Here is a 14,438-nt window from a genome sequence, read left to right on the forward strand (position 1 = left end):
GGCATGTCCGCGCTGCGCGCCGTGTTGCGCCCCGGCTGGATCGTGCTGGGCCTGGTCGTCATCGCCTTCGCCGCCCTGTGCTTCTCGGTGCTCGCCCCCTGGCAACTGGGGAAGAACACCACGACCTCGCACCGCAACGAACTGATCCGCGCCGCCGCCGCGACCCCGCCGGTGCCCATCGCCGACGTCGTCCCCGACCCCCGCGCACCGGGGCCGGACACCGAGTGGCGGGAGGTCACTCTCACCGGCAGCTATCGGCCCGCCGACCAGGTCCTGGTCCGACTGCGGCACATCGACGAGCAACCCGCCGTCGAGGTCCTCACCCCGTTCGAGGCGGCCGGCACCGTCTACCTGGTGAACCGCGGATACGTGCGTCCGCCCAAGGCCGCGGCGATCCCGACGGTCGCGCCACCGCCGGGGGGAACGGTGACCATCAACGCGCGGATCCGCCGCAGCGAGGGCACGGCGCCCGGCCGTGCGGTGGGGCCCATCGGCGACACGATGACCGCGTACTCGATCGACCCCGCCGACGTGGGCCGCGCCCAGCACCTCGACCTCGCGCCGTTCTACCTGCAGCTCTCGGCCGACCAGCCGGGGTCACTCGGTCCGATCGAATTGCCCCAGCTCGATGCGGGGCCGTACCTGTCGTACGGTCTGCAGTGGCTGGCCTTCGGCATCATGGCCCCGCTCGGCGTCGCCTACTTCCTGTACTCGGAGTTCCGGGTGCGACGCCACCGCGACGACGAGCCCGGCGCCCCGCAGACCGGGTCGACGACCGGCGAGTCGACGACCAAGGATCGGCTGCGCGACGCGGGATTCACCACCGGGGCGAAACAGCGCCAGTCCATCGGTGCCGCGCCGGACGTCGACGACACCGCCCCCGAGGTCAAGCGCAAGCTCGCCGACCGCTACGGCCGGGACTGACCGGGCGGTGGCCGCACGCAGCAGCGGGCCCGAACCGGGCCGGTACCCGATCGACAGCGGCACCGCCGAGCTGTCGCCGGTGGGCGGCGGGTGGCTGGTCACGATCAACGGCGCCGAGAGCAGCCACATCGACCCGGACGATCCCGGGCGCCTGGACTTCGAATACATGCGACAGATGGCCACGCTCATCGAGCAGCGGTTCCCCAGCGGGTCGCGCGGCCCGCGGGTCCTGCACCTCGGCGCGGCCGCGTGTGCGCTGCCGCGCTACGTCGACCACCGCCATCCCGGTGCGCGACAGGTCGCCGTCGAGATCGATGCCGCGTTGGCCGCCTATGCGCGCGAGTGGTTCGACCTGCCCCGCTCCCCCGCGCTGCGCATCCGGGTGGGTGACGCCCGTGACGTCGTCGAGCAGTTGACGTCGGGCACCCGGGACATCGTGGTCCGCGACGCCTTCGCCGGGGACCGGGCACCCGAGCATCTGACGACCGTCGAGTTCACCCGAGCGGTGGCCGAGCTGCTCGACGACGGCGGTCTCTACCTGGTCAACTGCGCCGACGACCGCCGGCTGGCCCTGGCACGGTCCGAGGTGGCCACGATCGCGAGCGTCTTCGGCCACGTCGTGCTCGTCGCCGACGCGGCCATGCTCAAAGGGCGCCGCACGGGCAACGTCGTCATCGCGGCGAGCGATCGGCCCATCGAGGTCACCGCCGCGCTCACCCGCACCCTGTTGGCCGACCCGCAGCCGGCCCAGATCCTCGACGCCGCGCGCACGCGCGCCTTCGCCGGCGGCGCGGCCCCTCGGCACGACCGGGCGCCCGAGGCGGGCTGATCAGATCGTGTAGGCGAGGTTCGCGGCGATCTGCTCGCCCAGTTCCCGATCGCCGACGACCCGCACCGATGCGGGATCGGCGTCGCGTCGCCCGCCGATGAGGCGGAAGAAGTCGCAGGTGTCGAGGTCGAGCGCCACATCCGGCGCGGCCCCGCCGGGTGGGACCAATCGGGCCCGCTCGCCCACCTCGACGACGAGCACCCGGTCAACCAGGCCGGTCAATGCGAACGCGACCGTGTTGCCCGGCGGCACCCCGACCCGCTTGGCGAGCACGTAGGGCAGGGAGGCCGCGGCCTCGTCCACCGCTACGGCGGCCGGCCCCGCGGTCAGCGGCGGCGTGAGCCCGAGTCCGTCGCGGACGTCCAGTTCGTGGATCCAACAGTCGAAGACGCGGATCCGCATGAACCGCGCATAGCTGTCCGGTCCGGCGGGCGTCATGGTCTCCGCGGCGAGCTCCTCCTCCGACATCGCCGCCAAAGACGTCGAGCGCTCGGCCGTGATGGCGTCGAAGTCGGCCAGGAGGGTGGAGCGGTCACGGCCGCGCAGCTCGTCGAGCCACTTCTCGTTGAGCTCGCCGATCTGGTTGCGCACATGGGCGCGCCCGGACACGTCGTGCTCGGGCAGCGGTCGACCGGCCAGCAGGCTCTCGGTGCCGATCACATGGGCCAGGACGTCGGCGTTCGACCATCCCGGAAGCACCGACGGCGCGGCGAACTGGTCGTCGGACAGGGTGCCGAACAGCTCGCGCAGCGCCGCCCATTCCTCGTTGAGCGCGGCGATCACCGAGTCCGCGTCGACGGCGGACCCGCCGGTCATCCGACGGGCTCCAGACAGCTCGCCATCGGGTCGACGACCGAACACCCCTCGGGGGCGCGGCTCAGTCGGTAGTGCGGTCCGACGCCGCCCCGCGCGACGATGCGGCGGTACACCGGCACGGCGTCGGTCGGGATGCGGCGCAGGCTGCGGTCGTGCAGCACGTTCACCGTATAGAGGCCGAACCGCGGCGTGTAGCTGCCCCATTCGTAGTTGTCGGTGAGCGACCAATAGTTGTAGCCGATGACCGGAATCCCGTCGGCCCGGGCGCGCTGCATCCAATAGACCAGGTCGGCGAGGTGGTCACCGCGCCGATACCCGTCGGCGCGCGGATGACCGTCGGCGGTCGGCATCCCGGATTCGACGACGTAGATCTGCTTGCCCGGATAGCGGCGGGCGTTGTAGCGGAGCACGTAGTAGAGGCCCTCGGCGTTGATCGGCAGCCGGGGCATCGCCTTCTGCAGGCTGCCCGAGAGCAGTTTCGGCAGGGCCCCGGCCGCCGCGAGCGGATTGCCCAGCGAGAACGCGTAGTAATTGTCGACACCGACGAAGTCGGCGTGCCGCATGAACCGGTCGGTCAGCTCCGCGTCGATCAGCGGCTCGGCGGCCGGCAGGTACGCGGAGTTCGAGGTCACCATTGCGCGCGGCTGGACCCGGTGGATGTGCCGGTAGATCCCGGTGTGGACCGCCACCATGCGGTCACGCATGATCGGCACCGCCGCGGGCGAGATCTCCCCACGGTTGACCTGTTGCAGGATGTTCATGACCGGCTCGTTGAACGTCACCCACAGCGGGTCGTACCTGGCGAATCGGTCGACCACCTGGTGCGCGTACCGCAGCCACCAGCGCGGCGCGGACGGGTTGGCCCACCCGCCGTCGCGCATCATCCACTGCGGATAGACCCAGTGGTCGATGGTGATCATCGGGCGCATCCCGGCCGCCACGATCGCCCCGATCATGTCGTCGTAGTAACGCCCATTCACGGTCGTCGAACCGAGTGCGCGACGGTTGTACGCGGGCCCATTCGACGCCGACGCGGTAGACCTTCACACCGAGCCCGCGGGCCAGGGCGATGTCGTCGCGGTACCGGTGGCGGAAGTCGATGGACCGGCCGATGGGCGTCACATCCGGCTTGGCAACGGTCCAGTTGCTGGCCGGCAGTCCGCCCGGCGAGCCCTCCGACTGGAAGCCCGACGACGCGACGCCCCACAGGAACCCGTTCGGCAGCGGCGGTGCCGCGTGCCCCGCCCCGGCGGGGACGACCAGCAGGACGGCGGCGACCGCCGCCGTGGCCGCCCCGATCCGCGTCAACACCCGACGACATGCCGTGCCCAGCTCCACGATTCCCCTCCCGGTCGGGTTTCACCTTATTCTGGTCCTCGTGCTTTCTCGTCGACTTGCGTTATCCGCCGGTGTTCTCGCCACCGTGGGCCTCGTCGGCGGCAGTGCCGTCCAGCAGGCGCTCTCCGCTCCCAAGGTCGTGGCGACCGCGGCCGCGGCGTGCAGCGGGGCCGCCGACCTGGCGCCCAAGTCGAAGCTCGACCGCAGCACGACGATCAACGGCGTGCAGCGGAACTTCCACATCCACATCCCCTCGGACTACAGCAAGCACACGCCGACGCCGCTGATCCTCGCCTTCCACGGCAAGGGCGAGAAGGCTAAGTGGTTCGCGCACTACACGCAGCTGTCCCGCCTGCCCGCGATCGTCGTCTACCCGGAGGGCCTGCCGGGCTTGGACGGGGAGGACTCGTGGCAGGGCGCCCCGTACTCGCCGACCGTGGCCGACGACCTCGATCTGACCAAGACGATTCTCGACCAGGTCGAATCGCAGGCCTGCGTCGACAAGAGTCGGGTCTTCGCCGTCGGGCGCTCCAACGGCGCCGGTCTGGTCAACATGCTCGCCTGCCAGATGCCGGGACGCTTTGCGGCGATCGCCCTGGTGTCCGGCGCCTTCTACCCGCAGGCGGACGTCGGCTGCGAACACGCACCGACCGTCTCGCGCATCGAGTTCCACGGAACCGCCGACTGGACCGTCCCGTACGGCGGCGAGAACAAGTTCGGGTCGCAGCTGCCGCCCATCCCCGCCTACATGGAGGGTTGGGCCCGCAAGGCCGCCTGCGCGCCGCCGGTCGAGCACCAAATCGCCAAGGACACCACCCGCATCGACTGGTTCGTCTGCCAGCCGCCCGGCACCATGATCAGCCACGTGCGGATCGACGGCGGGACGCACCGGTGGCCCGGCTCGACCGAAGCCATGTGGCGCCCGTCCAACCACATCAACGCCGCAGCCCTCATCTGGCAGTTCTTCCAGCTGCAGCGCCCGGGTCTGCAGAGCAGCTGAGGCCGCAGCGGCCGATCAGGAGTGCGGCGTGACGGGCCAATCCGGCGGATAGTCGGCCGCGCCGCGCTCGAACATGACGTGCAGCGCCTTGCGCGCGCGGCGCGAGAGCCGGTCCTCGAAGACGATCCCGTTGGTGTGGTCGGTCTCATGCTGCAGACAACGGCCCAGCGTGCCCCCGCCGCTCACGACGACGGGTTCGCCGAACTGGTCGTAGCCCCGGCACGTCGCCCATTCCGGTCGGGCCAGCTCCTGGTACGCACCGGGCAGCGACAGGCAGCCCTCGTCGCCGGTGGCGAGTCGACGATCGGCTCCGACCGGCGAGGCCACCTCGGGATTGCAGACCACACCCCGTCGTCGTGCACCGGTCTCGTCGGTGCAGTCGTAGATGAACACCGCCAAATCGACACCGATCTGCTGGGCCGCCAGCCCGGCGCCTTCGGCCGCCGTATTGGTGGCGAACATGTCGGCGAGAAGGTGCTGCAGCTCGAGGCCGTAGTCGGTCACCGCCTCGGCCTTCTTGTGAAGCACCGGCGTGCCCCAACGCACGATCGTGCGCGGTGTCCCGATTTCCAACAATTCGGCGATCGGCATGGCCACTCCCTACTCCCGGGCACTCTGCCCGGGTGGTGATACTCGTCACATCGAAGATGACGAAAAGGTCACGGTTCCAGCGACGATGCCAGCGAAACGGACAATCCGCCAACCGGATAAATGCAGGCCATCGCGTCGATTGACCCTATTCTGTTCGTCGTGCCTTCTCGTCGTATCGCGTTATCTGCCAGTGTCCTAGCCGCGGCCGGACTCGTCGGCAGCAGCGTCACCCAGCAAGCCTTCGCCGCCCCGGCGGACGGGTCCAACCCGGCCGCCGGCAAGTTCGTCGCCGGACAGACCTCCGTCCGCACCGTCGTCGTCAACGGGGTGCAGCGCTCCTACCGCGTCCACATGCCCGCCGGCTACACCCGCGGCATTCCGACGCCCCTGGTCCTCGCCTTCCACGCGCGCAGCCAGTCGGCCGTCGAGTTCGAGCACGTCACCGGGCTCACGCGCCTGCCGGCCATCACCGTCTTCCCCGACGGCCTGCGCAGCGCAGCCGGCCCGCAGTCCTGGCAGGGCGCGCCGTACGCCAACCCGCGCGCCGACGACATCGGCTTCACGCGCGCCATCCTCAGCCAGGTGGGCGCCGAGGCCTCCGTCGACCGTGGCCGGGTGTTCCTGATCGGGCGCTCCAACGGCGGCAGTCTGACGAACCTGCTCACCTGCCGGATGCCGGGACGGTTCCGCGCCATGGCGCTGATCTCGAGCGCCTTCTACCCGCAGGCCGAGGCCGGCTGTGGTGGCACACGACCGGTGTCGACCATCGTGTTCCACGGCACCGCCGACCCGATCGTCCCCTACCTGGGCGCGGTGAAGTTCGGCAATCAGCTCCAGCCCGTGCCGGCGTACCTGAACCAGCAGGCGCGGCGCGCCGGCTGCCAGAAGCCGGTCACCCGCTCGGCCGGCGGCAACGTCACCCGCATCGACTGGCCGCTGTGCCGCTCCGGTGCGATGATCACCCACCTGCGCTTCAACGGCGGCGGCCACGGCTGGCCCCACCCGACCTACGCCTCGCTCATCGAGCCGGGCCAGCGGGTCAACACCTCGAGCCTGATCTGGCAGTTCTTCCAGGCGCGGGCCGTCACCTCGTCGTTCGGCAGCTGACCTCGCGCGAGCGGATTGTCCTCGCGCGGCGACGATCGTCGACGCGCGACGCGAAACCCCTCGCGCGAGCCGTTTGAACCGCGAGCCGTTGCCGCGCTAGTGTCCCGGGTGGAATCCACGCGCGTATAGCTCAGCGGTAGAGCACTGGTTTTACACACCAGCGGTCCTAGGTTCGATCCCTAGTGCGCGCACCACCGTGTCCGTCACATGGCGACGACGTCGTCGGCCTGGGTCGCCCAGACTTCGGCGGCGTCGGCGACCGGCAGCTTCAGCGCCGTGCAGATGGCCACCACCGTTCCGAAGCTCGGGGTCGAGATGCGACCCGCTTCGATCTTCCGCAACGTCTCAGGGGAGATTCCCGCCTCGGCCGCCACGGATTCCAGGTCGCGCCCTGCGCGCGCCCGTCGGAGGAAGGCCCCCAGGCGGCAGCCGGCGGCGATCTGATCAGGGGTGAGGGGTACGCGGACCATGGGCTCAGCGTACCGGTATTTCTGTACCGGGCAATCGTGCTACCGTCGCGGTATTAGAATACCAAAAAGGGGTACGGGCACGATGATCGAACTGAAGACGCCGTCGGAGATCGACCGGATGGCGGTGACGGGTCGCTTCGTCGCCTCGGTCCTGCACGACCTCTCCGGGCGGGCCGAGCCCGGCGTCAACCTTCTGGACCTCGAGCAGCGCGCGCGGACCATGATCAGCGAGCGCGGCGCCGTGTCCTGCTATTGGGACTACGCGCCGTCCTTCGGCAACGGCCCGTTCCGCAACGTCGTCTGCCTGTCCGTGAACGACGCGGTGCTGCACGGCAAGCCCCGCGACTACCGCCTGCGCGACGGGGATGTGCTGACGTGCGACTTCGCCGTCACCATCGACGGATGGGCCGCTGACGCGTCGGTGACGGTTCAGGTCGGCGATCAGACGGCCGAGGTCGCGGCACTGATCGATTCCACCGTGCGGGCACGCGCGGCGGGGATCGCCGCCGCAGTGCCCGGCAACCGGCTCGGCGACCTCTCGTCGGCGATCGGAACGGTTGCGCGTGACGGCGGCTATCGGGTGAACACCGACTACGGCGGCCACGGCATCGGCCGCACCATGCACGAAGACCCACACCTGCCGAACCGCGGCCGACCGGGCAAGGGGATGACGCTGCGCCCCGGTCTGGTGCTCGCGATCGAGCCGTGGTGGGGCCTGGGCTCCGACGAGCTGGTCAAGGACTCGGACGGGTGGACCTTGCGAGTCGCCGATGGCCGGCCCGCGGCCCACTCCGAGCACACAGTGGCGGTCACCGACGACGGGCCCCGAGTCCTCACCGTCGTCGACTGAACCGCCGACCGGCCGTACGGTTGCCCCATGAAGACGCTGATCTACGTCCTGGTGATGGTGGCGACCATCGTCGCCGTCGACGTCGCATTCCTCCGGAATCACACGTGGCTGCGCCTGGTGGTGAACATCGCGATCGTCCTGGCGTTCGGCCTCGGCTACGTCGCGTTCGTCAAACGCTGAGCGCAGACCTGAGCGTCACTCGCCGGCGAGCTTGAGGGCGCGCTCCCACACGGTGTCGTCGCGCGGCCCGCCCGGGTCGGCGGCGTCGGCGAACAGGACTGTCCGGTCCCGGTCGACGAGGATCGTGCCGCGCACCGGATAGCCGCGCTGCTCGTCGAAGACGCCGTACCGGGACGCGACCGCGCCGTGCGGCCAGAAGTCCGACAGGATCGGGAACAGAAAGCCCTGCGCGCTCGACCACACCTTGTGCGTGGGCGGCGGGCCGACGGAGATGGCGACCGTCGCGAGTGAGTCGTTGTCGAACTCGGGCAGCCGGTCGCGGATCAGCCCCAACTCCCCTTCGCAATTGCCGGTGAACGCGAGCGGGAAGAAGACCAGGAGCACCCGGCGCTCGGCGCTGAGCGCGGCCAGGTCCACCCGGCGGTTGTTCTGGTCGGGCAGGGTGAAATCGGGCGCCCGGTCCCCGACGGCGATCAGGTCGGGCATGCCTACCTTGACCCGCGCGACCGCGGCTGGACCAAACGGCTGGCCGTCCAGTCGCCCAGGTTGGTCACGCTGGTCTGCGTCAGCCCGGTGGTCGACGCCGCTTCGCTGATCTCACTGGGGTCGACGTAGCCGTCTTTCCCGGTCTTGGGTGAGAGCACCCAGAGGTAGCCGTCATCGGCGAGGGGCGTGATCGCATCCATCAACGCGTCGGTCAGATCACCGTCGTCGTCGCGCCACCAGAGCAGGGCCACGTCGATGACCTCGTCGGAGTCCTCGTCGAGCATCTCGGCGCCGATGATGTCCTCGATGTCGGCGCGCAGGTCGTCATCGGTGTCGTCGTCCCATCCGAGTTCCTGGACGACCTGCCCTTTGCTCAACCCGAGCTTCTGCGCACCGGAACCATCGGCGGCGACCACGCGCGACCTCCTCCACACGATCCGACGGCGGGCCGATCCCGACGCCTGTGTCTGCTATCCCACAGCCTCAGGGCCGTGAGCGCAACCCGAAAGCGACGAATACGCAGGTGGACGGCGCGTCAGTACCGCAGGCAGAGCGTCCGCAGTTCCCGGGTTGCCGAGTTCCACTGCTGCGCGGTGTTGTTCAGCTCGGTCAGGTTGTTCGCGGCCAACGCGTTGCGCTGCGCCTGGGCGGCCTCGGCCACCTGCCCGAACTGGTTCTTGAGATCGGCCGGCATGTCGGCGTTCTCCCCCGAGCGCAGCGCCGCGATCGTCTGGTCGAGCTCGGCCAGCACGCCCTTGTCCAGACCGCCGAAGCTGCCGCTGTCGTTGTAGGCCTTGATCATCTCGTTGTACTTCTTCGACGACAGTCGCGTCGAGATGGCCGAGCACTGGGTCTGCGCGTTGTGCTTCTGCACGTACTGGCTGACGATCTGCGGGTTGGGCGGTTTCGCCGTGCCGCTGACGGTGCAGCCGGTCAGCACGCCCGCGGCGGCCGCGGCGGTGACCACGCCGAGGGCCAGGCGCCGGCGTCGAGTGGTGGCAATCGTGTCCGTCATGACTCTCCGTACTGTTTGGCGAGGGCTTTGACCCGGTTCAGCTCTCCGATGTTGCCGAAGATGGCGATCCAGTTGTAGACCAGGGCGGACAGAATGCCGAACCACCCCAGGGTGAGGCAATGCGCCTGGGCGGACCAGAACGCGTGTCGGACCTCGGCCATCGTGCCGGTCACCTGTTTCGGGCTGGTCAGCGCCATGAACAGCAGACCGGTGTGCGACTTGAACACGGCGGTGTACACGCCCGGTCCCTGCGCGTAGCCGGGCTGCGGCGGGGCGTACTGCGGTTGCGCGTACTGCTCCGGTGGGTACGGCTGCTGGACCGGGGGCTGCTGCGGCTGCGGGGCCGGCGCGTATTGGGCCGGGGGCTGCTGACCGTACTGGGGCGGGTACTGCTGCTGCGGATCGTGTGGATTCGGCGCGGTCATCGGTCCCCCTTCGGTCAACGGCATCTCGACGCGGAGCGCCGGGACGCCCTTGAGAATATCGGCAATCGTAGCGCTGTCCACGTCGGACCATTCAGACGCCGGATAAGTGGTCGCAGACACATTGCCCGCCGGATGTGGCGCACGTTTAGGGTGGAGGTGTTCGGCACCGCACCCTTGGCGCCGACGCCCACATCGACGCCGCACTCCACAAGCGTGCGGTGACAACAGAATTAGAGGAACCGATCACTGTGTCTGACGAGTCGACTACCCCCAACCGCGTCCGGGTCATCCGTGAGGGCGTGGCGTCCTACCTGCCCGACATCGACCCGGAGGAAACCTCCGAGTGGGTCAAGTCGCTGGACGGGCTGATCGACGCCGAGGGACCGGCGCGGGCGCGCTACCTGATGCTGCGCCTGCTCGAGCGCGCCGGTGAGCGCCACGTCTCCATCCCGTCGCTCACCTCCACCGACTACGTCAACACCATCCCGACCGAGAACGAGCCGTGGTTCCCCGGCGACGAAGAGGTCGAGCGCAACTTCCGCCGCATGATCCGCTGGAACGCCGCGATCATGGTCCACCGCGCCCAGCGGCCCGGCATCGGCGTCGGCGGCCACATCTCCACCTACGCCTCCTCCGCCTCGCTCTACGAGGTCGGCTTCAACCACTTCTTCCGCGGCCAGGACCACCCCGGCGGCGGCGACCAGGTCTTCATCCAGGGCCACGCCTCCCCCGGCATCTACGCCCGCGCCTTCCTCGAGGGCCGCCTCAGCGAGGACCAGCTCGACGGCTTCCGCCAGGAGCACAGCCACGCCGGACTCGGCGGCGGCCTCCCGTCGTACCCCCACCCGCGGCTCATGCCGGACTTCTGGCAGTTCCCCACCGTCTCGATGGGCCTGGGCCCGATGAACGCGATCCTCCAGGCACGGTTCAACCACTACCTGCACGACCGCGGCATCAAGGACACCAGCGACCAGCACGTGTGGGCCTTCCTCGGCGACGGCGAGATGGATGAGCCCGAATCGCGCGGCCTGCTGCAGATCGCCGCGACCGAGGGCCTGGACAACCTGACGTTCGTCGTCAACTGCAACCTGCAGCGCCTGGACGGCCCGGTGCGCGGCAACGGCAAGATCATCCAGGAGCTCGAGTCCTTCTTCCGTGGCGCCGGCTGGAACGTGATCAAGGTCGTGTGGGGCCGCGAGTGGGACGCCCTGCTGCACGCCGACCGCGACGGTGCGCTGGTCAACCTGATGAACTCCACGCCCGACGGCGACTACCAGACCTATCGCGCCAACGACGGCGACTTCATCCGCGAGCACTTCTTCAACCGCGACCCGCGGACCAAGGAACTGGTCAAGAACCTGTCCGACCAGGAGATCTGGAACCTCAAGCGCGGCGGTCACGACTACCGCAAGATCTACGCGGCCTATGCCGCGGCGATGGCGCACAAGGGCCAGCCGACGGTCATCCTGGCCAAGACCATCAAGGGCTACACGCTGGGAACCCACTTCGAGGGGCGCAACGCCACGCACCAGATGAAGAAGATGGCCCTCGACGATCTGAAGGCCTTCCGCGACACCACGCGCGTCCCGATCACCGACGAACAGCTCGAGGCCGATCCGTATCTGCCGCCGTACTACCACCCCGGACCCGATTCCCCGGAGATCCGGTACATGCTCGAGCGGCGCACGAGCCTCGGCGGCTATCTACCGGCCCGCAAGCGCGCCGCCCAGCCGCTCTACCCGGACACCAAGCCGGCGATCGAGGCGGTGTCCAAGGGGTCGGGCAAGCAACAGGTCGCCACGACGATGGCCCTGGTCCGGATCTTCAAGGAACTGCTCCGCGACAAGGAGATCGGCCAGCGGATCGTGCCGATCATCCCCGATGAGGCGCGCACCTTCGGTATGGACTCGTGGTTCCCGTCGCTGAAGATCTACAACCGCAACGGGCAGCTGTACACCTCCGTCGACGCCGACCTGATGCTCGCCTACAAGGAGAGCCAGAAGGGGCAGATCCTGCACGAGGGCATCAACGAGGCCGGGTCGACGGCCAGCTTCACCGCCGTCGGGACGTCGTACTCGACGCACGGCGAACCGATGATCCCGCTGTACATCTTCTATTCGATGTTCGGGTTCCAGCGCACCGGCGACAGCCTGTGGGCGGCCGGCGACCAGATGGCCCGCGGATTCGTCATCGGTGCGACGGCCGGTCGCACGACGCTCACCGGCGAGGGCCTGCAGCACGCCGACGGCCACTCCCCGCTCCTGGCGTCGAGCAACCCGGCCGCGGTCATCTACGACCCGGCCTTCGCCTACGAGCTCGCGCACATCATCGACGACGGCCTGCGCCGGATGTACGGGGAGCCGCAGGAGGACGTCTTCTTCTACATCACCGTCTACAACGAGCCGTTCCACCAGCCGCCGGCGCCCGACGGACTGGACGTCAACGCTCTGCTGCGCGGCATCTACCGTTACGCGCCGGCCCCGACGGTGTCGGCGGCGGCCGCGCCGACGGCCAACATCCTCGCCTCGGGCGTCGTCATGCCCGACGCCCTGCGCGCGCAGGAGATGCTCGCCCAGGAGTGGAACGTCGCGGCATCGGTGTACTCGGTGACCTCGTGGTCCGAACTGGCGCGCGACGGCGTCAGCGCCGACCGCGCGGCCCTGCTCGACCCGTCGGCGCCCGAGGCGGTGCCGTTCGTGACGTCGAGCCTGGACTCGAGTGCGACCGTGGCGGTGAGCGACTTCCAGCGGTCGGTGCAGGAGCAGATCCGCGCCTACGTGCCGGGTACCTACCTCACGCTGGGCACGGACGGATTCGGCTTCTCCGACACCCGCCCGGCCGCGCGCCGCGTGTTCAACATCGACGCCGAGTCCATCGTCGTGGGCGTGCTGCTCGCGCTGGCGCGCGACGGCAAGCTCGACCGCTCGATCGCCGCCGAGGCCGCCCAGCGGTACAAGATCGACGACGTGAACGCGGCTCCGGAGCAGACCAGCGACCCCGGCGTGGCCTAGTTATCGCGATATCGGGGTGACTACCCTGGTGGGGTGACCCCCCAGCAGCATTCTCCGATGGAGGACGTGTTCTCCGAGCGCGGTGCCCACGTGCCGACCTCGGACAGCGTGCGCGACGCGCTGCCGGACACGCTGCTGCGACGGGTCAAGCAGTACAGCGGCCGCCTGGCGACCGAGGCCGTGCACTCGATGTCCGAGCAGCTGCCGTACTTCTCCGAGCTCGACGCCGCCCAGCGCGCCTCGGTGCAGCTCGTCGTGCAGACGGCGGTCGTGAACTTCGTCGAGTGGATCGAGGACCCCGAGGGCAACGTCAAGTTCACCGTGCAGGCCTTCCAGGTGGTGCCGCAGGACCTGGCGCGGCGCATCTCGCTCCTGCAGACCGTCGAGATGGTCCGCGTGGCGATGGAGTTCTTCGAGAAGGGTCTCCCGCTGCTCGCGCGCACCGAGGACCAGTTGCGCGCCCTGACCGAGTCCGTCCTGCGCTACGGCCGCGAGATCGGTTTCGCCGCGGCGTCCATCTACGCGTCGGCCGCCGAGTCGCGCGGCGCCTGGGACTCCCGCCTGGAGGCCCTCGTCGTCGACGCGGTGGTCCGCGGCGACGACGGCCCGCAGCTGATGTCCCGCGCGGCCGCGCTGAACTGGGACTCGGACGCACCCGCGACCGTCATCGTCGGCAACCCGCCGCCGGAACAGAACGTGTCGGTGCCTCTGACGATCCACGACACCGCGGTGTCCCACGACCGGGCCGCCCTCTCGGTGGTCCAGGGCGCGGTCCTGGTCACGATCGTCAGCGGCCCCATCACCACCGGCGAGCCATTCGTCGCCGAGCTGCTCGCCCACTTCGCCGACGGCCCGGTCGTCATCGGTCCGACCATGCCCGATCTGGTCAGCGCGCACTCCAGTGCGGTCGAGGCGATGGCCGGCATGGAGGCCGTGGTCGGCTGGCCGGGCGCACCACGACCGGTGCACAGCCTGGAACTGCTGCCCGAACGGGCCCTGGCCGGCGACCCCACCGCCGCGGTGACACTCACCCAGACGCTGACCAAACCGCTCAGCGAGGCCGGGGCGAACCTCACCGCGACGCTGGAGGCGTACCTGGACGCCGGAGGGTCGGTCGAGTCGTGCGCCCGGACGCTGTTCGTTCATCCCAATACTGTCCGATATCGACTAAAACGAATCGCCGAGATTACCGGGCGTGATGCAACTAACCCCCGTGATGCCTACGTCCTGCGAGTGGCAACAACCGTTGGCCGATTGACTCAACTCCAAAACAAACCACGTACTTCTGCAACATCTGCCACATAAGTAACAGGCTGTTCTTATCGTTATCCCAGGTTGAGGCCGTTTGGACTCATTTTGATAACGGAAAACAGAGAGACTTCAGTCCCATCACGAC

The 14,438-nt window shown here is 69.3% G+C and carries 16 protein-coding genes, 1 tRNA gene and 1 pseudogene; 9 read left to right on the top strand and 9 right to left on the bottom strand.

The genetic code is table 11. The annotated features are described in order from the left end of the window. The first annotated feature begins 3 nt into the window (after positions 1 to 3). The gene (locus tag QM634_RS01790) at positions 4 to 924 is read left to right on the top strand and encodes an SURF1 family protein (protein WP_415041062.1); all 921 of its coding nucleotides are present in this window, start codon (positions 4 to 6) and stop codon (positions 922 to 924) included. 7 nt (positions 925 to 931) lie between these two features. Continuing rightward, positions 932 to 1,753, top strand: coding sequence for a spermidine synthase (locus tag QM634_RS01795; RefSeq protein ID WP_415041063.1), 822 nt, complete (start codon positions 932 to 934; stop codon positions 1,751 to 1,753). Here the strand turns inward: QM634_RS01795 and QM634_RS01800 are convergent, their stop codons facing one another. The 3 genes and pseudogenes from QM634_RS01800 to QM634_RS01810 form a co-directional block, all read right to left on the bottom strand. Continuing rightward, positions 1,754 to 2,569 carry a maleylpyruvate isomerase family mycothiol-dependent enzyme gene (locus tag QM634_RS01800; RefSeq protein ID WP_415041064.1) on the bottom strand — a complete coding sequence of 272 codons (816 nt, stop codon included), beginning with the start codon at positions 2,567 to 2,569 and terminating at the stop codon, positions 1,754 to 1,756. After that, positions 2,566 to 3,549: a family 1 glycosylhydrolase gene (locus QM634_RS01805; protein ID WP_415041065.1), complete on the bottom strand. Its 984-nt coding sequence runs from the start codon at positions 3,547 to 3,549 to the stop codon at positions 2,566 to 2,568. Before QM634_RS01805 ends, QM634_RS01800 begins: the two co-directional genes overlap by 4 nt. Before the next feature lie 79 nt (positions 3,550 to 3,628). Beyond that, a pseudogene (locus QM634_RS01810) lies at positions 3,629 to 3,907 on the bottom strand (glycoside hydrolase family 1 protein); the annotation flags it as partial. Between the two features lie 223 nt (positions 3,908 to 4,130). On the opposite strand from QM634_RS01810, the gene QM634_RS01815 reads away from it, so the two are divergent. Beyond that, entirely contained in the window at positions 4,131 to 4,907 is a 777-nt protein-coding gene (locus QM634_RS01815; RefSeq protein ID WP_415041132.1) for an alpha/beta hydrolase family esterase, read from the top strand. 15 nt (positions 4,908 to 4,922) lie between these two features. Here the strand turns inward: QM634_RS01815 and def are convergent, their stop codons facing one another. Next, positions 4,923 to 5,498, bottom strand: coding sequence for a peptide deformylase (gene def / locus QM634_RS01820; RefSeq protein WP_415041066.1), 576 nt, complete (start codon positions 5,496 to 5,498; stop codon positions 4,923 to 4,925). A 159-nt stretch (positions 5,499 to 5,657) separates the two neighbouring features. Between def and QM634_RS01825 the strand changes: the two genes are divergently transcribed. Beyond that, positions 5,658 to 6,605 (top strand): alpha/beta hydrolase family esterase, encoded by a 948-nt coding sequence (locus QM634_RS01825; protein ID WP_415041067.1) that lies wholly within the window; start codon positions 5,658 to 5,660, stop codon positions 6,603 to 6,605. Positions 6,606 to 6,724: 119 nt separating this feature from the next. Next, positions 6,725 to 6,799: transfer RNA gene (locus tag QM634_RS01830), tRNA-Val, on the top strand. A gap of 9 nt (positions 6,800 to 6,808) precedes the next feature. Here QM634_RS01830 and QM634_RS01835 read toward each other — a convergent pair. Continuing rightward, the gene (locus tag QM634_RS01835; RefSeq protein ID WP_415041068.1) at positions 6,809 to 7,075 is read right to left on the bottom strand and encodes a helix-turn-helix domain-containing protein; all 267 of its coding nucleotides are present in this window, start codon (positions 7,073 to 7,075) and stop codon (positions 6,809 to 6,811) included. Positions 7,076 to 7,157: 82 nt separating this feature from the next. Between QM634_RS01835 and map the strand changes: the two genes are divergently transcribed. Both map and QM634_RS01845 read left to right on the top strand, forming a co-directional pair. Then, positions 7,158 to 7,925: a type I methionyl aminopeptidase gene (gene map, locus QM634_RS01840; protein WP_415041069.1), complete on the top strand. Its 768-nt coding sequence runs from the start codon at positions 7,158 to 7,160 to the stop codon at positions 7,923 to 7,925. A gap of 27 nt (positions 7,926 to 7,952) precedes the next feature. Next, positions 7,953 to 8,105 carry a hypothetical protein gene (locus QM634_RS01845; RefSeq protein WP_415041070.1) on the top strand — a complete coding sequence of 51 codons (153 nt, stop codon included), beginning with the start codon at positions 7,953 to 7,955 and terminating at the stop codon, positions 8,103 to 8,105. Between the two features lie 15 nt (positions 8,106 to 8,120). On the opposite strand, the gene QM634_RS01850 is transcribed toward QM634_RS01845, so the two are convergent. From QM634_RS01850 to QM634_RS01865, 4 genes are all read right to left on the bottom strand, one after another. After that, positions 8,121 to 8,591 (bottom strand): peroxiredoxin, encoded by a 471-nt coding sequence (locus QM634_RS01850; RefSeq protein ID WP_415041071.1) that lies wholly within the window; start codon positions 8,589 to 8,591, stop codon positions 8,121 to 8,123. A gap of 2 nt (positions 8,592 to 8,593) precedes the next feature. Continuing rightward, the gene (locus QM634_RS01855) at positions 8,594 to 9,007 is read right to left on the bottom strand and encodes a DUF3052 domain-containing protein (protein WP_415041072.1); all 414 of its coding nucleotides are present in this window, start codon (positions 9,005 to 9,007) and stop codon (positions 8,594 to 8,596) included. A 119-nt stretch (positions 9,008 to 9,126) separates the two neighbouring features. After that, positions 9,127 to 9,606 (bottom strand): hypothetical protein, encoded by a 480-nt coding sequence (locus QM634_RS01860; RefSeq protein WP_415041073.1) that lies wholly within the window; start codon positions 9,604 to 9,606, stop codon positions 9,127 to 9,129. Continuing rightward, entirely contained in the window at positions 9,603 to 10,031 is a 429-nt protein-coding gene (locus QM634_RS01865) for a hypothetical protein (protein ID WP_415041074.1), read from the bottom strand. Before QM634_RS01865 ends, QM634_RS01860 begins: the two co-directional genes overlap by 4 nt. A gap of 248 nt (positions 10,032 to 10,279) precedes the next feature. Between QM634_RS01865 and aceE the strand changes: the two genes are divergently transcribed. Both aceE and QM634_RS01875 read left to right on the top strand, forming a co-directional pair. Further along, a complete protein-coding gene (aceE, locus tag QM634_RS01870) occupies positions 10,280 to 13,042 on the top strand; it encodes a pyruvate dehydrogenase (acetyl-transferring), homodimeric type (protein WP_415041075.1) in 2,763 nt (920 codons plus the stop codon). Between the two features lie 57 nt (positions 13,043 to 13,099). Continuing rightward, positions 13,100 to 14,347, top strand: coding sequence for a PucR family transcriptional regulator (locus QM634_RS01875; RefSeq protein ID WP_415041133.1), 1,248 nt, complete (start codon positions 13,100 to 13,102; stop codon positions 14,345 to 14,347). Positions 14,348 to 14,438: the final 91 nt, after the last annotated feature.

The organism is Gordonia sp. (in: high G+C Gram-positive bacteria), assembly GCF_047606305.1.
In the GTDB taxonomy this organism is placed as follows: Bacteria; Actinomycetota; Actinomycetes; order Mycobacteriales; family Mycobacteriaceae; genus Gordonia.